Source organism: Halopseudomonas salegens (assembly GCF_900105655.1).
Lineage (GTDB): Bacteria > Pseudomonadota > Gammaproteobacteria > Pseudomonadales > Pseudomonadaceae > Halopseudomonas > Halopseudomonas salegens.
In genome coordinates this window covers 2,107,875-2,126,890 of sequence record NZ_LT629787.1, presented here as the reverse complement: position 1 = coordinate 2,126,890, position 19,016 = coordinate 2,107,875, and the positions used below count along the sequence as shown (strand labels likewise).

At 57.7% G+C, this 19,016-nt stretch carries 21 protein-coding genes; 16 read left to right on the top strand and 5 right to left on the bottom strand.

Annotation, left to right across the window (positions count from 1 at the left end; genetic code table 11):
• Nucleotides 1-2 precede the first annotated feature (2 nt).
• The gene (locus BLU07_RS09595; RefSeq protein ID WP_092386388.1) at nucleotides 3-2,138 is read left to right on the top strand and encodes a methyl-accepting chemotaxis protein; all 2,136 of its coding nucleotides are present in this window, start codon (nucleotides 3-5) and stop codon (nucleotides 2,136-2,138) included.
• Here BLU07_RS09595 and BLU07_RS09590 read toward each other — a convergent pair whose 3' ends face one another.
• Genes BLU07_RS09590 through BLU07_RS09580 form a run of 3 tightly spaced genes read right to left on the bottom strand, consistent with a single transcriptional unit; the run spans nucleotide 2,139 to nucleotide 3,238 of the window.
• Complete coding sequence (locus tag BLU07_RS09590) at nucleotides 2,139-2,786, bottom strand: SOS response-associated peptidase (RefSeq protein WP_157719166.1); 648 nt, start codon at nucleotides 2,784-2,786, stop codon at nucleotides 2,139-2,141.
• Nucleotides 2,783-3,028, bottom strand: a complete 246-nt coding sequence (locus BLU07_RS09585) for a putative signal transducing protein (RefSeq protein WP_092389742.1) — start codon at nucleotides 3,026-3,028, stop codon at nucleotides 2,783-2,785. The genes BLU07_RS09590 and BLU07_RS09585 overlap by 4 nt, the downstream gene beginning before the upstream one ends.
• Nucleotides 3,029-3,043: 15 nt before the next feature.
• Nucleotides 3,044-3,238, bottom strand: a complete 195-nt coding sequence (locus tag BLU07_RS09580; protein WP_092386384.1) for a CPXCG motif-containing cysteine-rich protein — start codon at nucleotides 3,236-3,238, stop codon at nucleotides 3,044-3,046.
• A 112-nt stretch (nucleotides 3,239-3,350) separates the two neighbouring features.
• On the opposite strand from BLU07_RS09580, the gene BLU07_RS09575 reads away from it, so the two are divergent.
• The gene (locus BLU07_RS09575) at nucleotides 3,351-4,499 is read left to right on the top strand and encodes a 1-acyl-sn-glycerol-3-phosphate acyltransferase (RefSeq protein ID WP_092386382.1); all 1,149 of its coding nucleotides are present in this window, start codon (nucleotides 3,351-3,353) and stop codon (nucleotides 4,497-4,499) included.
• Between the two features lie 24 nt (nucleotides 4,500-4,523).
• Here BLU07_RS09575 and BLU07_RS09570 read toward each other — a convergent pair whose 3' ends face one another.
• Nucleotides 4,524-4,814: a hypothetical protein gene (locus tag BLU07_RS09570; RefSeq protein WP_092386380.1), complete on the bottom strand. Its 291-nt coding sequence runs from the start codon at nucleotides 4,812-4,814 to the stop codon at nucleotides 4,524-4,526.
• A 608-nt stretch (nucleotides 4,815-5,422) separates the two neighbouring features.
• Here BLU07_RS09570 and mbhE point away from each other — a divergent pair.
• The 12 genes from mbhE (at nucleotide 5,423) to BLU07_RS09510 (ending at nucleotide 17,105) form a co-directional block, all read left to right on the top strand.
• Nucleotides 5,423-8,149, top strand: coding sequence for a hydrogen gas-evolving membrane-bound hydrogenase subunit E (gene mbhE, locus BLU07_RS09565; RefSeq protein ID WP_092386378.1), 2,727 nt, complete (start codon nucleotides 5,423-5,425; stop codon nucleotides 8,147-8,149).
• The gene (locus tag BLU07_RS09560) at nucleotides 8,149-8,541 is read left to right on the top strand and encodes a sodium:proton antiporter (RefSeq protein WP_092386376.1); all 393 of its coding nucleotides are present in this window, start codon (nucleotides 8,149-8,151) and stop codon (nucleotides 8,539-8,541) included. The genes mbhE and BLU07_RS09560 overlap by 1 nt, the downstream gene beginning before the upstream one ends.
• Nucleotides 8,538-10,028 (top strand): proton-conducting transporter transmembrane domain-containing protein, encoded by a 1,491-nt coding sequence (locus tag BLU07_RS09555; protein ID WP_092386374.1) that lies wholly within the window; start codon nucleotides 8,538-8,540, stop codon nucleotides 10,026-10,028. Before BLU07_RS09560 ends, BLU07_RS09555 begins: the two co-directional genes overlap by 4 nt.
• The gene (locus BLU07_RS09550) at nucleotides 10,028-10,510 is read left to right on the top strand and encodes a Na+/H+ antiporter subunit E (RefSeq protein WP_092386372.1); all 483 of its coding nucleotides are present in this window, start codon (nucleotides 10,028-10,030) and stop codon (nucleotides 10,508-10,510) included. Before BLU07_RS09555 ends, BLU07_RS09550 begins: the two co-directional genes overlap by 1 nt.
• On the top strand, nucleotides 10,507-10,842 hold the full coding sequence (locus BLU07_RS09545) for a monovalent cation/H+ antiporter complex subunit F (RefSeq protein ID WP_092386370.1): 336 nt from the start codon (nucleotides 10,507-10,509) through the stop codon (nucleotides 10,840-10,842). Before BLU07_RS09550 ends, BLU07_RS09545 begins: the two co-directional genes overlap by 4 nt.
• Nucleotides 10,839-11,186 (top strand): monovalent cation/H(+) antiporter subunit G, encoded by a 348-nt coding sequence (gene mnhG, locus BLU07_RS09540; protein WP_092386368.1) that lies wholly within the window; start codon nucleotides 10,839-10,841, stop codon nucleotides 11,184-11,186. Before BLU07_RS09545 ends, mnhG begins: the two co-directional genes overlap by 4 nt.
• A 173-nt stretch (nucleotides 11,187-11,359) precedes the next feature.
• Entirely contained in the window at nucleotides 11,360-14,152 is a 2,793-nt protein-coding gene (locus BLU07_RS09535) for a monovalent cation/H+ antiporter subunit A (protein ID WP_092386366.1), read from the top strand.
• Nucleotides 14,152-14,481: a Na+/H+ antiporter subunit C gene (locus BLU07_RS09530; protein ID WP_092386364.1), complete on the top strand. Its 330-nt coding sequence runs from the start codon at nucleotides 14,152-14,154 to the stop codon at nucleotides 14,479-14,481. The genes BLU07_RS09535 and BLU07_RS09530 overlap by 1 nt, the downstream gene beginning before the upstream one ends.
• A complete protein-coding gene (locus tag BLU07_RS09525; protein ID WP_092386362.1) occupies nucleotides 14,478-16,001 on the top strand; it encodes a monovalent cation/H+ antiporter subunit D in 1,524 nt (507 codons plus the stop codon). Before BLU07_RS09530 ends, BLU07_RS09525 begins: the two co-directional genes overlap by 4 nt.
• Nucleotides 15,998-16,504 carry a Na+/H+ antiporter subunit E gene (locus BLU07_RS09520; protein WP_092386360.1) on the top strand — a complete coding sequence of 169 codons (507 nt, stop codon included), beginning with the start codon at nucleotides 15,998-16,000 and terminating at the stop codon, nucleotides 16,502-16,504. The genes BLU07_RS09525 and BLU07_RS09520 overlap by 4 nt, the downstream gene beginning before the upstream one ends.
• The gene (locus BLU07_RS09515; RefSeq protein ID WP_092386358.1) at nucleotides 16,489-16,758 is read left to right on the top strand and encodes a K+/H+ antiporter subunit F; all 270 of its coding nucleotides are present in this window, start codon (nucleotides 16,489-16,491) and stop codon (nucleotides 16,756-16,758) included. The genes BLU07_RS09520 and BLU07_RS09515 overlap by 16 nt, the downstream gene beginning before the upstream one ends.
• An 11-nt stretch (nucleotides 16,759-16,769) precedes the next feature.
• Nucleotides 16,770-17,105 carry a Na+/H+ antiporter subunit G gene (locus BLU07_RS09510; protein ID WP_092386356.1) on the top strand — a complete coding sequence of 112 codons (336 nt, stop codon included), beginning with the start codon at nucleotides 16,770-16,772 and terminating at the stop codon, nucleotides 17,103-17,105.
• Nucleotides 17,106-17,107: 2 nt separating this feature from the next.
• On the opposite strand, the gene BLU07_RS09505 is transcribed toward BLU07_RS09510, so the two are convergent.
• Nucleotides 17,108-17,650: an OmpA family protein gene (locus BLU07_RS09505; protein WP_157719165.1), complete on the bottom strand. Its 543-nt coding sequence runs from the start codon at nucleotides 17,648-17,650 to the stop codon at nucleotides 17,108-17,110.
• A gap of 214 nt (nucleotides 17,651-17,864) precedes the next feature.
• Here BLU07_RS09505 and BLU07_RS09500 point away from each other — a divergent pair, with 214 nt between their 5' ends.
• Together BLU07_RS09500 and BLU07_RS09495 are read left to right on the top strand one after the other, a co-directional pair.
• Nucleotides 17,865-18,170 carry a DUF2288 domain-containing protein gene (locus BLU07_RS09500; RefSeq protein ID WP_092386352.1) on the top strand — a complete coding sequence of 102 codons (306 nt, stop codon included), beginning with the start codon at nucleotides 17,865-17,867 and terminating at the stop codon, nucleotides 18,168-18,170.
• Between the two features lie 32 nt (nucleotides 18,171-18,202).
• Nucleotides 18,203-19,003: a hydroxypyruvate isomerase family protein gene (locus BLU07_RS09495; RefSeq protein WP_092386350.1), complete on the top strand. Its 801-nt coding sequence runs from the start codon at nucleotides 18,203-18,205 to the stop codon at nucleotides 19,001-19,003.
• The last annotated feature ends 13 nt before the right edge of the window (nucleotides 19,004-19,016 follow it).

Here is a 19,016-nt window from a genome sequence, read left to right as displayed (position 1 = left end):
ACATGCATTTCCGATCCATTCAGTTCTCGATTGCCGTCCTGTCCGGTGCCTGTCTGTTGGTTGCCGTGATTATGATGAGCCTGTATGCCCTGTTCGCCAATGAGCGCAGTCACGACTTTGTCGAGGAGCGCACCGAAGTATTGCTGCAGGATCTGGTGGAGCAGCGCTTGCGGGCGGTGGCCAGTACCGAAGCTCAGACCATTCAGCGGCGTTTGGAATACCCCTTTGTGGTTGCCAGGCAGATCGCACAGTTGAATCAGCTGCTGGGTGAAATGGGCCCGGACGCACTGCCCAGTCTGATGATGAGTCGTGAGGAAATGACCCGGGTGCTGCGCAAAACGCTGGCCGAGAATCCGGAGTTGCTGGGCGTCTACGTCGGGTGGGAGCCTAATGCCTTTGATGATCTGGACGAGTTTTACCAGGGCACGGAGGGAGGTGGCTACGACGGCAGCGGCCGTTTCATACCCTGGTGGTTCCGGGATGCTGATGGCGCTCTGCAGCTTGATGCCCTTGGTGATCTGGAAAGCCAGACGATGCTGGATACCGGTGTGCGTGAAGGCGAATATTACTTGTGCCCGCGTGAAACAATGCGTCCGTGTGTGGCTGACCCGGCACCCTACGAGCTTGGCGATGAAATGGTCATGCTGACCTCGTTCACTGTGCCGATTATGGAAGAGGGCGAATTCCGCGGAATGGCCGGCGCCGATTTGTCAGTGAATTTTGTTCAGGGCATGCTCGAGCGCAGCAACGCGAATTTGTATGGTGGTCAAGGGCGACAGGCATTGATCAGTACCAATCAGCGGTTGGTGGCTTATACGGGGTCCGACGCCAGTCCGGGTGATCTGGCCAGCAGTACCCTCGATCGTGAACAGATGCAGATGCTTGCCCAGTCAGGCAGTGAACCGAGTTATCGAATCGATCAGGCAGCCGGTCAGATAAACCTCTTGCTGCCAGTGCCTATTGCTGACACCGGCACTCAGTGGACTTTTTTGATTACGCTGCCTGTCCAGGCGGTGATGCAGGATCTGCAGGCCTTTGCCGGTGATCTGCAAGACCAGCAGCAAGCCGATTCGCGCAATCTGGCGTTGATCGGTCTGTTGGTTGCGGTGCTTGGGAGCCTCGTCATGGTAATGGTGGGCTACAGCCTGGCCAAACCGGCTCGGCGCATGGTGGCCATGCTGGATGATATTGCCAGCGGGGAAGGTGACCTGACCCGGCGGCTGCAGATTGACCGTCGCGATGAACTGGGTGCTATGGCCAGAGGGTTCAATGCCTTCCTCGACCGTTTGCAGGCGATGATGCGAGAGGTGGTCGGTTCGGTGCAGCAGGTTACCGATGCCTCGGAAGATACCGCCGACATTGCCATTCGGACCAACCAGGGCGTGCAACGTCAATTGGGTGAGATCGACATGGTGGCCACGGCGGTGAATGAAATGACTGCCACCGCGCAGGATGTCGCCCGTAATGCCTCGTTGGCTGCTGAAGCGGCGAGCAATGCTGATGGATCGGCCAATCAGGGTCGCCAGGTGGTTCAGGCGACCTCGCAGACGATTGTTGAGCTGTCGCGGGACATCCAGCGCGCGGTAGCCAGTGTGCAGTCGCTGGCGCAGGATAGCGAAAATATCAGCAGCATTCTGGTTGCCATTCGCGGTATTGCCGAACAAACCAATTTGCTGGCCTTGAATGCTGCGATCGAGGCGGCACGGGCCGGAGAACAGGGGCGTGGGTTTGCTGTGGTCGCGGATGAAGTCCGCAACCTGGCGCAGAAGACCCAGGCCTCGACCGAGGAAATTCAGGGCATGATTGAGCACCTGCAGCAGGGCGCTCGTGACACCGTCAAAGTGATGGAGCAAAGCCGTTCGCGAACCGAGCAGAGTGTCGAGCAGGCGGAAGAGGCGGACGCTGCACTGAATGCCATCACCCAGGCGGTCTCGGTAATCAGTGAAATGAATACCCAGATAGCCAGTGCTGCCGAACAGCAAAGCGCGGTCGCGGAAGATGTGCACCGCAACGTTACAACTATCGATGAAGTGGCCAAATCGGTAGCCAAGGGGGCGGAAGAAGCCTCACAGGCCAGTGCCGGGCTGACCAAGCTGGCCGAGCATCAGCGCCGCCTGATCAATCAGTTCAAGGTCTGATCAGAGACTCTGGCTGCGCCCGCTGGGGGCGCAGCAGGTTGGCCCCTGCAGCCCGGGATTGCTCATTGCCGGGTTTACCGGGTGAATCAGTTCAACCTGGCTGGCGGCATTCAGTAACAAGGGCTGCAGAGCGCTGAAGGCGGTGGCGTCGGCCAACCAGATAGCCTGCTCGCCGCGGTTCAGGGTTGCTGGCATGCGTTCACCCAGCTGTCGTGCCAGGCCTTTGGCCGGCACACTGATCAAGGCGCAGCTATCCCAGAACTGACCATCGTCCAGTTGATAGCGTTCCCACAACCCGGCTACGGCCAGACCGCCGCTTTGCCGGCGCAGATACCAGGGCTGTTTCCGGCTGCCACGCTGATGCCACAGGTAATAGCCATCTATCGGCAGCAGGCAACGTCGCTGCGCCAGTGGCTGGCTGAACTGGGCTTTGTCGAGCAGCCATTCAGCGCGCACGTTAAAGGGTGCCTTGTCCAGCTCGCGCATCCAGCCTGGTGTCAGCTTCCACAACACGCGGGCGCATTCGAGTTGTCGCTCGGTACGACGCAGGATGAGGATGGGTTGTCCGGGCGACAGGTTCCAGCTGGGTTGCCAGTCAGTTGGTGGGTCTGCCAAGGGCGGGTTGAACTGGGCCAGGCGTCCACTCACGCGCCGTCTTCCTGTTCTTCGGGAAAGATCGGGGTAGCTTGCTGATAATCCCGGATCAGCTCGCGGGCCAGACCGAGATCCTCGGCATTGACCCAAAGGCCAAGCAAATCATGCACGGGCAGCTCACCAATTGCCCCTTGCAGATACTGTCCACTGAGATAGCAGGGCACATGTTGTTCAGTAAGCATCTGCCGCAGCAGTTCACCTTCAATCATATCGCTCGGATGGTAGGCACACAGCATGGGCTATCCTGACATTCAGTCCTGTTCGCGGCGCAGGTCGACGTGATAATCGTCGCCGTCGGTATCGATCCACAGGTTGACATGAATCGGTTGGCAGCAGACCTGGCAGTCTTCGGTATAGGCCTGAGGACCGCCACTGAGGTCAAGCAGCAGGGTAATGGATTCGCCGCAGTGTGGGCACTGCAGCAGGGCTTCTTCCAGTGCACGCATAGGTTACCCGGACCGGCAGTGAATGTGACTGTCAGTGTAGCTGCATCGTTGAACTGGTGAAAGCGCGCCAGGAAACGCATAATGCGCGCCTACTGATCATTGAGAGGATTGCATGCGCGAGTTTGAAGCCATCCGCCCTTATCGGGATGACGAAGTTGCCGACGTCATGGCGCGTCTGGTTCGTGATCCGGAGTTGTTGCAACTACTGGCCGCCCAGCGCTTGCCGCGTCTGGCGCGTTTGAGCCCTGGTCTGGCGAAAAAACTGGTCAGCCTTGGATTACGCCGTGAAGCGAGACAGATTCACAGCGTGGATGAACTGCAGCACCGGGTCGAGCCCTATCTGGACAAATTGATCGAGCACAGTACGTTGGAGGTAACCTACAGCGGGCTGGAACAACTCGACAAGGATCAGCCCTATCTGTTTCTGGCCAACCATCGAGATATCGTCATGGATCCGGCCTTCGTCAATTATGCGCTCTACCATGCGGGGCACCCGACGCCACGCATTGCGATTGGCGACAATCTGTTGCAGCGACCCTTTGTGGCAGACCTGATGCGTCTGAACAAGAGCTTTATCGTGCACCGGTCCTTGACCGGGCGTCGCGAGAAGCTGACGGCCTATCAAACGCTGTCCGCGTACATCAACCATTCGATCGCTGAAGGGCACTCGGTATGGATCGCCCAGGCAGAAGGTCGCGCCAAAGACGGCAAGGACCAGACTGACTCGGCAATCATCAAGATGTTCTGCATGAGCCGCAAAGAAGAACCCTTTGACGAGGTGATTCATTCACTGAGCGTGGTGCCGGTATCCATTGCCTATGAATGGGACCCTTGCGACCAGATGAAGGCGCATGAGTTGGCGGAAAAGGGGCTCAAGGGCAGCTATACCAAGGCACCGGGTGAAGATGACCGCTCCATTGCCATGGGTCTGACCGGCTACAAGGGGCGGGTGCATGTTGCCTTCGGCCGGCCGCTGGGCAAGGGGATTGTCGATGCCAAGCAGGCTGCACGTGAAGTGGATCGACAGATACTGTCATCCTATCGCTTGTATCCGAGTAATTACCTGGCCTTCGAACGCGTGTTGACTACACCGGGAGTGGCGGTCACTGACTGGCGCGAGCAGTTTACTCCCGACCAGCTGGCCACTGAGCTGGAGCGTTTCGAGCAGCGGCTGGCGGCATGCCCCGAAGCTGAGCGGCCTTACTGGTTGCTGCAATATGCCAACCCGGTGATCAGCCGTGGTTTGATCAACAGCCGTTGAGGCGGCTGTGAGATCGCTTGTGCCTTAAATCAGAGTGCTGATCAGAGTGAGCAACATTGCCAGACCCAGGCAGACAGCAGCAACCGTGTAGAACAACCGGTTGGTGCGCTGGCTCGCCGGGTCAAGTTCCATCAAGGGCGGGGAGCCTGCACTATTGGCGGGACTGACGGTGAGATTGGCAATGGCGCGGCGGCTGCGATACTGGGTGGCAAATACCAACCAGGCACCACACAGCCCATAGAACAGGGCCAGGGCATTGATGACGAAAGCCGGATGGTTCAGGTAGAAGATCCAGGCGGACTGCAATGCGGGCATGCGTAAACTCCGGACATGCTCGGCAACCTGCACGATCTTGTTGTTGTTTTGACGGGTTACTACGAAGCGCAATGATTGACGGGTAGGGGATATACCGCTACCGATTAAAAAGCCCGGGCATGATAACCGGTTTGTCTTTGATCTTCGAGCGACTTCCTCAATATTCGGATTAGTGGCAGTCGGGTGATAAGCTGCAGACGTGGCCACTTTTTTTGCGGCCAGAGCAGTGCCACTGGAGGATGATGACGGGTGCATAGCTCATGGTCACCCTCGGGGTGATCGATTGGGTATTTTTACCCTGAATGATAGAGCACGGGTGACCAAACAAGTTTATTTCGCGTAGTCTGATTCAATGCTCGCCAATCCAGCGGGTCCGTTGCCCACAACAATAATGCAGATAAGGGATGACCATGCTCACATTGCATGCTCGTAACAAAGTATTTCTTGCCAATCCCCTTCCCTTCTTATTTATAGCGTCGAGACGATTGCTTTCATCTGTCACAGAAATCACGCTGTCAAGATGTTGCCACTGGCAGGTTCTGTGTTAAAAATCATCGGCCTGCCGACTCTGGCTGTCAAAACTGATTGATTAGGATGGAACATCGCTCATGCTTGTTGCCTTGCTGGCTATCACAATTAATGCGTTGTGCGCGCCACTGATCTGGCGTATGGTCCCCAAACAGGCGGGCTGGTTGCTGGCAATTGTGCCCGCGGCCTGCTTTATCTGGTTCGCGACCCTGATTCCGCTGGTGGCTGCCGGTGATGTAGTAACCGCAACGCTGGCCTGGGTGCCGGCACTGGATGTCAGCCTGACTTTGCGACTGGATGGTCTGGCGCTGATCTTTGCCCTGCTGATCACCGGTATCGGGGCGCTGATTGTGCTCTATGCCGCTGGCTATCTGGATGATCATCATCATTTGGGGCGCTTTTATGCCTACCTGCTGATATTCATGATGGCCATGCTGGGGCTGGTGCTGGCCGATGATCTGATTGCCCTGTTCGTATTCTGGGAGTTGACCAGTGTTGCCTCCTTTCTGTTGATCAGCTACAACCACGAAAATCCGGAATCAAGACGCGCGGCATTGCAGGCCTTGTTGATTACGGCCGGTGGTGGCTTGGCATTGCTGGCCGGGCTGGTATTGCTCGGAATCGCCGGCGATGCCTGGCAAATATCCCAGCTGGACGCTGCCGTGGTGCAGGACAGTGTGCTGTTCCCGGCCATCATGGCGTTGGTATTGATCGGCTGTTTTACCAAGTCGGCACAGTTTCCCTTCCACTTGTGGTTGCCCAACGCAATGAATGCGCCAACCCCGGTGTCGGCCTATCTGCACTCGGCAACCATGGTCAAGGCGGGTGTCTATCTGTTAGCCCGGCTGAATCCGACGCTCGGTGGCGGTATGACCTGGAGTACCATTCTGGTGGTATTGGGGGCCACTACGGCGCTGCTGGGGGCGATTCTGGCCATCCGTCAATACGATCTCAAACGCATGCTGGCATACACCACAGTGGCTGTGCTGGGTCAGTTGACCATGTTGATCGGCACCAATACGACCTATGGTTTGCAGGCCTTCGTGCTCTATCTGGTGGCGCATTCGTTTTACAAGGGTGCGTTGTTTATGGCGGTGGGCGCCATTGATCACTCTACCGGTACACGGGATCTGCGCAAGCTGGGAGGCTTGCTGATGGTTATGCCGGTGACGGCCTTTGCCGTTGGGCTGGCAGCTTTTTCCAATGCAGGCTTGCCACCTTTTTTCGGTTTTATCGCCAAGGAGTTCAAATACGCCGGTTTGCTGCAGATGGGCTCGTTGGGGCTGACGGTCACCGGGGTCATGATTCTGACCAATGCTCTTCTGGTGGCAGCCGCCGGGCTGATTTTTTTCAAGACCTTTGCCGGTCGCAAACGTGATTTTGGTGATCATCATCCGCATGAGGTGTCGCCGTTTCTCTGGTTAGGCCCGCTGTTGCTGGCTGTGGGTGGCTTTATGCTCGGCGCCTGGAACCACTGGCCGGAAACCTGGCTGGTGAATACCGCTGTGCAGAATATTTCCAGTACGGAAATCAGTGTTGATCTGTATCTGTGGGGTGGTCTGACGCCGGCGGTACTCGCCAGCATCCTGACCTTGAGCCTGGGAGCCTTTTTCTACTTCAAAGCCAATGCCGTTCGCGCGTTTGCCGAACGCCTTGGTCGTGCCTCGCGGATCAGTGGTGATCTGCTCTGGGATCTTTTGCTCGGGCGGGTATTCCAGGTTGCTGGCGGGGTTGCCCGGCAGTTCCAGCATGGTTCCTTGCGTCTGCACATGGGCCTGATGACCATGGTCATCACTGGCAGTGTATTGGCTGGCATGATCATGCTGGGTGGTAATCCTTTTGTGACCACCGAGTTGACTGATATTCGACTGTCAGGAGTGCTGGGTTGCCTGCTGGCGCTGGGTGGTGCAGCCGGGGCAGCCTTTATGGCCGGGCGCCTGGCATTGGTGGCTTCGCTGGGTGCCAGTGGTCTGGGTCTGGCGTTGTTTTACGTCTCAGTCAATGCGCCGGATGTGGCCCTGACTCAGTTGATGGTGGAAACCCTGACAGTGGTCTTCCTCGCTATGGTGTTGCGCCGCATGCCGATGGTGCCGGCCAGCGGCTCCAAGCGTTTGCAGGTGAATGCCTGGCATGCAGCAGTGGCCGTCAGCTTTGGCCTCGCTGTGACCTTGATGTTGATGCTTGCCACCTCACAGCCGCTTCCGGGTGACCTCGCTGAATGGTTCCTGGCCAACAGTTTGCCGGGCGGCTATGGCAGCAATGTCGTCAACGTGATTCTGGTTGATTTCCGTGCCGTGGATACGCTGGGTGAAATTGTCGTGGTGGCTATTGCTGCGCTGGCTGCAGCTACGCTGCTGGGTGCCGGGCAGGAGCCGGATGACAAACCCAAAGGGATGCCGGAGTTCGGTTCGGTGTTGATTCGACAGGGTATGCGCCCATTGGCTGCGGTACTGCTGCTGGTGTCGCTGGTGGTGTTGTGGCGCGGGCATAATTTACCCGGTGGAGGCTTTATTGGTGGCCTGGTGGCGGCCACCGGTTTCACCCTGATGATTGTTACCTACGGTCGCGGCATTCAGCGCGGTCTGAACCGGATTACTCCACCAACGGTGATCGCCGTGGGTTTGGCCTGTGCGATAGGGGCCGGGTTTTTTGGTCTGTATCACGGCCAGGACTACATGCAGAGTTACTGGACGGAGGTGTTTGGAGTCAAACTGGGTACTCCCTTGCTGTTTGATGTCGGCGTCTTTTTGACCGTCTTTGGCTCGGTAATGCACATGTTGCGAAATCTGATCGGGAGGGCGGCCTGATGGAATGGATTGCGGCGATTACCGCCGGCGTCATGGCCGGTCTGGGAATCTGGATGATGCTGGATCAGCATCTGATGCGCGTGGTACTGGGGATTGCCGTGCTGGGCAATGCCATCAATATGGGTGTGCTGACCAGCGGGCGTTTCAGTGGCGAGGGAGCGGCATTTACTTTCTTGCTGGGCGAGCAGGTTGATGCCGCCAATCCTTTGCCTCAGGCGCTGGTACTGACGGCTATCGTCATTGGTTTTGCTCTGTTCGTGTTTGCTTTGGCAGTGCTCAAGCGGACCCACGAGCTGCATGGTGACAAGGATACCGACAATGTCAGCTCAGTGACCGAGCAACCGGCTCCGGATGACTGCGAAGACTCATCACCGGCGGAGGATCGCCGATGAATGTGCTGCTGGTTTTGCCGGTCATCATTCCGCTGACCACTCTGCTATTGGCGCTGTTGTTCAAGCGACAGCATCAACTGGTCAGTGCCATCAGCCTGCTGGGCACCGTGGCTTTGTTGGCTACCGGTGTCTATCTGGTCATTCTGGCTCATCAGGGAGTGATGCTCAGCGGGCAAATGGCCGGTTGGCAGGCACCCTACGGCATCAGCCTGGTTATTGATCGCCTGTCAGCCGTGATGGTGGCGATTACCGGTGTAATTGGCCTGGCTACTCTGGTCTATGCTCAACGCCAGCCGATGCCCGCAGATTTTCTGCGTGATATCAATCTGTTCGTGCAGGGTTTGTTGGCAGGCATTTGCGGTGCTTTCATCACGGCAGATATTTTCAATCTTTACGTCTGGTTCGAGGTGCTGCTGATTGGCTCCTTCGCCCTGATTGCCCTGGGTGGTGGTGAGCGGCGGTTATCCGGGGCAATGACCTACCTGGTCCTCAATATGCTGGCGACGCTGATGTTTCTGATGGCTGCCGGGCTGGTCTATGGGGCTACCGGAACCCTGAACATGGGTGAACTGGCGTGGTTATTCCGGGCCGGGGAGGCGAGTGACGCGGCCTGGCTCGGCGTGATCGTGATGTTGCTGTCGTTCTCGATCAAGGCGGCCCTGTTTCCATTGTTCGGCTGGCTGCCGGCGAGTTATCACGTTGCCTGGACCCCCGTCTCGGCGCTGTTTGCCGGTTTGCTGACCAAGGTTGGGGTCTATGCACTGATACGCATCGTTACCCTGTTGTGGCCCGAGCCCGGCATTGTGCATACGGTGTTGCTCTGGGTGGCGTGCGCCACCATGCTGATTGGCGTGCTGGGTGCAGCGGCGCAGACTGAAGTACGCCGGATCCTGTCTTTTCACATCGTTAGCCAGGTGGGCTATATGGTGCTCGGTCTGGCCCTGGCCACCCCGCTGGCTTTGGCCGGCGCGGTGTTCTACCTGATTCACCATATTGTGGTCAAAGCCAATCTGTTCTTTGTCGCCGGGATTGCCGCGCGTTTGTCCGGCTCGGAGCGACTGGCTGCCATGGGTGGCCTCTATCACAGCAAGCCTTTGTTGGCCGTGCTGTTTGCCATCCCGGCGTTGTCACTGGCGGGGATTCCACCCTTGTCCGGCTTCTGGGCCAAGTTCGTACTGGTCAAGGCCAGTCTGGATGCCGGTGTCTGGTGGGCCACATTCTTTGCCTTGTTGACCGGTATCTTTACCTTGCTGTCGATGAGCAAGATCTGGAATGAAAGCTTCCTCAAAGCGCATCCGCAGCCTGAGTTGGTGACCAATAATGGCGATGGCCCCCGAGGTGCCTGGGTAACCGTGGCGGTGTTGGGTGCAATTACCGTCGTCATTGGTTTTGGTGCCGGACCGGTAATGGACTATGCCATGGCGGCGGCTGATCAGTTGGTCGCCGCGCCGGCCTACCTGCAGCTCGTGTCTCCGGAGGTGAACTGATGCTGGTGTTGCATTTGCTGGGCGCTACCGTGCTTGCATGGTGGCTGGATGATTTAAGTGCGACCAGCTGGTTTCTGGCGCTGGCGGCGGGTTATCCGCTGTTTCGGGTGTTGGGGGTGTTGCTGCCTGTTTGCCGGCTGTATGCGCGGCGCATCGAAGTCGGTACCGTATTCGTGCTCTGGTATACCTGGAAGGTTGTCGCTGCCACGCTGGATGTCGCGCTGATTGTGCTCAACCCCCGGCGCCAGGTGTCCTCTGCGGTGGTGAAAGTGCCGATCAAGACGCGTGATCGTCGTCTGGTCACCATTATCGGCTGTTTGCTGACGCTTACGCCAGGCACCCTGGCGCTGGATTACAACGAGTACGATGGCGACTTGTATGTACATATTCTCGATACGGCCTCGGCGGATCCGGTTTTTTCTGCTGTTGCCGAGATCGAGCAACGGTTGATGGCCTGGGTCTATCCGGGAGGTGAAGCATGAATGTCGAAATTGCCGGAGCGGTCTGGGTACTGCCGGCGGCTGGCGCCATGCTGGTGAGCAGTGCCTTGATCATCATGTGGCGCCTGCTGGTTGGACCCAGTCGACCGGACCGCGCCGTCGCGGTGGATGCGATGACCATGATTGGCGTGGCCGGGGTTGCCCTGCTGGCGGTTGTACGCGAACAAGCCGTGCTGCTGGATGTGCCGATTGTTCTGGCGCTGGTGAGTTTTCTTGGCAGTGTCGCCTTTGCGCTGTTGTTCAAGGGGACGCACCATAGTGACGACCCCCACGGTCAACCCCGGCACCCGGGTAAGCCCGGAGGTGACGCATGACCATTCTTCCCTGGGTGGCAGCCACGCTGATCCTGTTGGGCGGTATTTTCAGCCTGTTGGGTGCTGTTGGCGTGTTGCGCCTGCCGGATGCTTACACGCGCATGCATTCAGCCAGCAAGGCGGGTGCTCTGGGTGCAATTCTGGTGTTGTTGGGCGCGCTGGCGGCTACTGACGGCGCCCGCTGGTTTGCTGTTTTGCTGGCGGTGTTGGTCGTGCTGATGACAGCACCCATGGCGGCGCATGCGATTTCCCGGGCAGGACACAGAGCAGGTTTCAAGCCGGAAGTCGGTCCTTTGGGTGATGCGCTTGAGCATGAAGAGTATGACCAGCGGCATGGCTTGTGAGCTGGCCCAACGCGTTGAAAAATCGGTATCAAGCGAGCGCTCAGATGGGCTTGATATCGAGTGATTTTTCGTTGTCCAAATGACAAGGTGCAAGTGGGTGTGGATAATGGCCTTGCTCTGCTCGTTCCCTGAGTACTCAGCCCTTATTGTTCCCTCTCGCGGAGACCTGCCTGATGTTAGTGCTCCTTATTGTACTGCTACCGTTATTGGCGGTTTTCTTGCCGGTAATGGCGGAAGCATGGGGACGTAATAGTTGTGCCTGGGCAACGGCACTGGCACCGGCTCTGGCTCTGGTACTGTTGCTGAGCCAGGCGTCGGCAGTCCTGTCTGGTGAGGTACTGTTGGCACATTGGGCCTGGCTTGAGCTTCTGGGCCTGCACATCAGCTTTCGTCTTGATGGTCTGGGGTTTCTGTTTGCCCTGCTGATTCTCGGTATTGGCCTGCTGGTCATTCTCTACGCCCGCTTTTACCTGTCCCCGCGTGACCCTATGGGGCGCTTTTTCGCTTATCTGCTGTTGTTCATGGCCGCCATGCTCGGAGTGGTGTTGGCCGAGAATCTGTTGCTGCTGATCTTTTTCTGGGAGCTGACCAGCCTGTCATCCTTCCTGTTGATCGGCTACTGGTCGCACAGCAGCGAAGCACGTAAGGGTGCGCGCATGGCGCTGACGGTGACCGGTGGCGGCGGTCTGGCCTTGCTTGCGGGGGTCCTGCTGCTAGGGCATATAGTCGGCAGCTATCAGTTGACGGATGTGTTGGCCGCCGGTGAGCAGATTCGTGCCCATGCGTTGTATCCGCTGACGCTGGTGCTGGTGTTGCTGGGCGTTTTCAGCAAGTCGGCGCAATTTCCGCTGCATTTCTGGTTGCCGCACGCCATGGCAGCGCCGTCCCCGATTTCGGCTTACCTGCATTCAGCAACCATGGTCAAGGCCGGAGTGTTTTTGCTCGCACGCTTTTATCCGGCATTGGCCGATACCCAATGGTGGTTTGTACTGGTCAGTACCGTGGGTTTGTTGACGCTGCTGATTGGGGCCATTACGGCGCTTTACAAACATGACCTCAAAGGTTTGCTGGCCTATTCGACGATCAGCCATCTTGGCCTGATTACGTTGCTTTTTGGCCTGGATACCCGGCTGGCGGTGGCTGCTGCTTTATTTCATCTCATCAATCACGCTATTTTCAAGGCGTCACTGTTCATGCTTGCCGGCATTATCAGCCATGAAACCGGCACACGGGATATCCGTCGTTTGAATGGCCTCTGGCACTTTATGCCCCATACGGCGGTACTGACCATGCTGGCCGCCGCTGCCATGGCTGGTTTGCCATTGTTGAATGGTTTTTTGAGCAAGGAAATGCTGTTTGTTGAAGTGCTGGCGCAGCAACAGTGGGGCAGTTTTAGCGCCTTGTTGCCTGTTCTGGTATTGCTGGGGGCGGCATTTTCCGTGGCCTATTCAATTCGCCTGGTGCATGCAGTATTTTTTGATGGTCAAGCGGTCAATGTACCGCGTTTTCCGCCACATGAGCCCCCGGCAGGCATGCACTTGCCCGTCCAGTTACTGGTTTTGCTTTGTGTGCTGGTCGGTGTGTTTCCTGCCTTTCTGATCACCGCGTTGTTACATTCGGCGGTGACGGCAACTCTGGGACATGCCATCGAGTTACCCACGCTGGCGATCTGGCACGGCTTCAATCAACCCTTGCTGTTCAGTGTGCTTGCAGTAGTTGGGGGTGGGCTGATCTATCTGCTGCGCAAGCCACAATTCCGCGCTTTGGGTCGAATTCCCAACTGGGATGCCAAGCAGGTGTTCGAAGCTCTGGTGCAGCGGAGCGTATGGTTGGCTGCTCGCTTGCTGTTGCGTCTGGAAAGCGGATCTCTGCAGCGCTATATGGCCTGGCTGCTATTGGTCGCGATTCTGGGTGCCGGATACTGGTTGCTTGCCATGCCGCAATGGCGAGGCCCGTTGGCACTGGGAGCGGTGGACGGAGCGACTCTGCTGGGTGCGCTGATACTCTGTGTGGCCAGTCTGGCTACGGTGCGTTGGCACCATCAGCGGCTGGTAGCACTGATCATGCTCAGTGTGGTTGGTCTGCTGGTTGCTCTGGCCTTCGCACGCTTTTCCGCACCCGATCTGGCCCTGACACAACTGTCAGTGGAAATGGTTACCGTGTTACTGCTGATGCTGGCATTGTTTTTCCTGCCGCGCTACACGCCTCAGGAGTCAAGCAATCTGCGGCGCTGGAGAGATCTGGTTTTGGCCGGGCTGGCGGGTCTTCTGGTCAGTGTGCTGGCCTTTGCCCTGCTGACTCGCCCCGAGGACAGTATTGCCGGTTTTTATATTGCCAACAGCTTGACCGGTGGGGGCGGGACCAATGTGGTCAATGTCATTCTGGTTGATTTCCGGGGGTTCGATACCCTGGGTGAGATCAGCGTGCTGGCGATTGCCGGTGTAGGTATTTACGCAATGATTGATGGCTTGCGTCTGCACGTACCGACCACGGATGCGCTTGGCCGACCCTGGGCGCACCAGGCCCACCCGCTGATGCTGGTCAACCTGTCGCGGGTGATGTTGCCGCTGGCGTTGATGATTTCAGCCTATATTTTTCTGCGCGGGCACAATCTGCCCGGTGGTGGTTTTATCGCCGGGCTGATTACTGCCATCGCATTGATTCTGCAGTATGTATCCAGTGGTGAAGAGTGGACTCGTGCCCGCTGGCGAGTCAACTACCATGCGCTGGCGGCATCCGGAGTATTGATTGCCGGTATTACCGGGGTGGCCAGTTGGCTGCTGGGCTACCCCTTCCTGACCTCAACATTTACTCATGTACATGTGCCACTGGTTGGCGATCTGGAGCTGGCCAGTGCAATGCTGTTTGATCTGGGGGTATACCTGACCGTCGTCGGGGCCACCTTGCTGATTCTGGCCAATCTCGGCAAATTGAGTAAAGTGCGTGATGACGGGGAGGGTGCCTGATGGCCTTGTTGTTTGCTCTGACGCTGGGTGTTCTGACCACCTGCGGGGTCTACCTGATTTTGCGTGCACGTACTTTTCCTGTGGTAATGGGTCTGACGTTGCTGGGATATGCGGTCAACCTCTTTCTGTTTGCCAGTGGCCGGCTGTACACCGGTATGCCGGCGGTCCTCGGTCAGGGTTCCGAGGTTGCTGATCCTCTTCCCCAGGCCCTGGTATTGACCGCGATTGTGATCGGTTTTGCGATGACGGCTTTTGCCCTGGTATTGGCCCTGCGTGCCCTCGGTGAACTGGGTTCCGACCATGTTGATGGCCGGAGGGATCGCGGATGAGTCATTTGCCGGTGTTGCCCATTCTAATGCCCATGTTCGCCGGTGCCGTGCTATTGCTGCTGGCCCGCTTGTCGATGACGCACAAGCGCACGTTGTCGCTGTTGGCCAGCTTGTTGCAATTGCCGCTGGCTGTGGGGCTTTTGGTGGCAGCGGAGCAGGGCATCAATGTCTACGCACTGGGTAACTGGATGCCGCCTTTCGGTATTGTGTTGGTGGTTGACCGGCTAACCGCGCTGATGCTGTTGCTCAGTGCTGTGCTGGCGCTACCGGTAGTGCTCTATGCCAGTCGTGGCGATGATGCCCTAGGGCCGAACTTTCATGCCTTGTTCCAGTTTCAGTTGATGGGCATCAATGGTGCCTTTTTGACCGGTGATCTGTTCAACCTGTTTGTATTCTTTGAAATTCTGTTGATCGCCTCCTATGCCCTGTTGGTTCACGGTCCAAGTGGTGCGCGGGTCCGTGCCGGGTTGCACTATGTGCTGTTGAATCTGCTCGGATCGGCTCTTTTCCTGCTGGCACTGGGCACCCTGTACGGCGTGACCGGAACATTGAATATGGCCGATATGGCCTTGCGCATTGCCATACTGGATGACAATGAGTTGTATCTGGCCGGGGCAGCGGGTATGTTGCTGCTGGTGGTCTTTGCCCTCAAGGCCGCAGTGTTTCCACTCTACTTCTGGTTGCCCCGCGCCTATGCCAGTGCGGCTGCGCCGGTTGCGGCCTTGTTTGCGATCATGACCAAGGTGGGGATTTACGCCATCATCCGCGTATTCACCATGCTGTTTGCCGATACATCCGGGGCTCTGGCCGGCATGGCCCAGGTCGTGCTCTGGCCGCTGGCCCTGCTTACCCTGGTGCTGGGCGCGCTGGGCGCGCTGGCGGCAAGTAGCTTACCCGGCGTCGTAGCCTATCTGGTGGTGTTGTCGGTTGGTGTTCTGCTGTCCGGTGTGGCACTGGGGTCGGAAGCCGCCTTGCAGGCAACGCTGTATTACCTGCTGCAATCAACCTGGGTCGCGGCCGGACTGTTTCTGTTTGCCGGTTTGCTGGACCGCGCTCGCGGGCCTCGCTTCGCCGCCCGCCTGGTAGCGGGGCCTCCACTGGCTCAGCGAATGCTGTTGGGTTCGGTATTTTTTCTCGGCGCCATTGCAGTAGCCGGGTTGCCTCCCTTGTCCGGTTTTATCGGTAAAGTACTGTTGTTGCAGGCTGCAGGCACCGGGAGCATGGCGGCCTGGCTATATGCCACCTTGTTGGGTAGCAGCCTGCTGGTTATCGTCGCTCTGAGCCGGGCTGGCAGTACCTTGTTCTGGCGCCAGGCGGGCGAGGAAGCTGAAGCCAGCGGAGAGCCGTTGGATCATTGTCGTCTGTTCGCCTGTCTTTTGTTGTTGGCGAGCAGCGCGCTACTGGTGATTCTGGCTGCTCCGGTGCTGGATTACCTCATGGCTGCAGTCGAGCAGTTGGCCAATCCGATCGGTTATATCGATGCGGTGCTGTCCTCTGTGCCACAAGGAGGTGCGCCATGAGTCGGCGATTAACCTGGCTGCCGCATCCGTGGTTGAGCCTGTTCATGCTGCTGATCTGGCTGTTGCTGGTCAATGAATTGTCCTTTGCCAGTCTGTTGTCGGCTGCTTTGCTTGGTTGGTTGATTCCACTGGCTACCCATCGTTTCTGGCCTGATCCGCCGCATTTGCGCCACCCCTATGTGTTGCTGCGGTTTGTTCTCCGGGTGCTGGGTGATATTGTTCAGGCCAACTTCGAGGTGGCGCGATTGATCCTCGGTCGCAGCGGTAATTTGCAGCCTGCTTTTATCGAGTATCCGCTGGAGTTGAGGCAGGATTTCACGATCAGCCTGCTGGCCAGCACTATCTCGCTGACGCCGGGCACGGTATCGGCAGATATCGACCAGAAACGCCATCTATTGCTGATTCATGCCTTTAATGTGGCTGACGAGCAAGCGTTGATCGATACCATAAAAACCCGCTATGAGCGGCCACTGCAGGAGGTATTCGAATGCTCGACTACGTGATTCTGCTGTGCATGGGGATTATGTCGGTTGCTGTTTTTCTGACTGTATTGCGCCTGTTGCGCGGCCCCGATTTGCCTGATCGCATCCTTGCGCTGGATACCCTGTATATCAACGCCATCGCGTTGATCATGTTGTTGGGAATGTTTCTGGCGTCTGACCTGTTTTTCGAGGCGGCACTGTTGATTGCGGTGATGGGTTTTGTTGGTACCGTTGCCGTGGCCAAACACCTGTTGCGTGGCGACATCATTGAATAGGAGATCGGCAGATGACGTTTGACTGGGTGGAGCTGGTGGTGGCGGCGTTGTTGCTGTTAGGCAGTCTGTTTGCTCTGATCGGTGCTATCGGCCTGTTCAAGTTGCCTGATTTCTACATGCGTCTGCATGGGCCGACGAAGGCCACGACGCTGGGTGTAGGCGCTCTGGTAGTCGGCTCGATGGTGTTCTTCAGTACCCGGGGAGATGGCATCAGCCTGCACGAACTGCTGATTACCCTGTTTCTGTTCATTACCGCGCCGGTCAGTGCACATATGTTGGCCAAGGCTGCCATGCAGCAACGCTTGCGTCGCTCGCGTCGCACGCGCGGGCAACCCTGGCAGCAATAACCTCAGTTGGCGAAGGCCACGTTGGTCGGGTAGGGCTGCAACAGAATTTCGATTCGGCGATTCAGGGCTCGCCCACTATCGGTACTGTTATCGGCCCTCGGCTGGAATTCTCCCATGCTGCGCAGTTGCATGCGCTGACTACTGACGCCGCCGAGCATCAGCACGCTGGCCACGGCCTGGGCGCGTTCCAGGCTTTGCTGACGATTAATCGCGCTGTCACCTCGGGTATCGCTGTGCCCGATCACCGCAAACTGACTTTCATTGTCGTGCCGCAGTGCTTTTGCAACCTTGCTCAATGGAACCAGTCCGGAGGGCTGCAACAGGGTGCGTTTGGGATGGAAATTGCCGTCCACGGGGATAATCAGGCGCAGCATTTCACCTTCACGTTCCAGCTCGAACCCTTCTTCCGCGGCCAGTTGGCTTAACTGCGGTTCCCGGCTGTCAGCCCAGGAGTAGGTTGGCTCTGGCGGCGGTGGCGGTGGGGTAGCACAGCCGATCAAGAAGGCAAGGGACAGAGTCGATCCAATAGCGGCTAATTTGGTCATGTTATGGCAGTCTTGGTTTGAAGTTCGTATTGTTGTGCACCGCAATACTTCAGCGTGGTACCGCATACTGTTACCGGCTGACAACCTGTCGAATGAGCATAGCACTCAAGTTGCAAGCCGACTACGGCCGCACTGTGCCATCATCTGCCGCTCGTCGGAGCCCATGTTACGGGGGTACAATGACGTTTTCGGAGCAAAATTGCAGGAGTGTGTTGTGAGTGAGTCTGTCAGTGAAGCCTATGCAGCCATCCTTGGCGCGACGGCACCCATTGAGTGGTCGACATTGGCCCCACATTTTGCCCGAGGCCAGCTATGGCAGGTAACTCCAGAGCTTGATCTGGTCCAGGTAGCCGAAGCACTCACGAATGACGATAGTGCCCGGGTCAAACAGTGGATGGCGGATGAGCAGCTGCATCAGGTCAGCGATGCCCAGGCTCTCGAGTGGCATGAACGAAACCCCGAGACCTTGTGGGCTGTGGTTATTCGCCCTTGGGTACTGGTCCAGGAGCGTTCAGCCTGACATTTGTTGCCTGAATCTTTGCGGAGAAAAGCATGGCCTGGCCCCTGGCTGCCAATCTGTCGATGTTGTTTACTGAGGCCGAGCTGGTCGAGCGTGCCGGTCTGGCGCGTCATGCCGGCTTTGCCGGCGTAGAGATCCAGTTTCCCTACAGCCTTCCTGCAACCGATTTGCAGCAGGTGTTGCAACACAATCGCTTGCCGTTGGTACTGATCAATCTGCCTGCCGCCGACCTGCTTCAGGGTGGCCCCGGACTGGCAGCAGTGCCCGGACGTGAAGCGGATTTCGCGCGGGCACTGGAGCAGGCTCTGCGATATGCCGAAGTTGCCCGCCCATTACAGGTCAACGTACTGCCGGGACGGTTGGCCGATGGCGTTGACCGTGAACAGGCTCTGGAACTTCTGGGCAAACACTTGCGTGCGGCAGGCAATGCCTTTGCTGATCTGGGCATCGGGGTTGTGTGCGAAGCCATCAATAGCCATGACATGCCCGGCTTCCTGCTCGATGGCTCGGACGCATTGCTGCTCATGTTGCAACGTGTTGGCCATACCAATGTCCGAGCCCAGATTGATCTCTATCATCTGGCACGTATGCAGGAAGATATTGGCCTGGCGCTCAATCGCCTGCAGGGTTTTATCGGTCATATCCAGTTCGCCGATTATCCGGGCCGACATGAGCCCGGAACGGGGGCGATGGATTATTCTGCATTGGCCGGGCTGTTGCAGGCCGTGGACTATGAGGGCTGGCTGGCCGCAGAATACCAGCCGGCCGGATTGACCGCTGAAGGGTTGGCATGGATGGACGTGTGGCGGCAATCAGGCCTGACTGCCGTCTGACAGGATCAGTTGC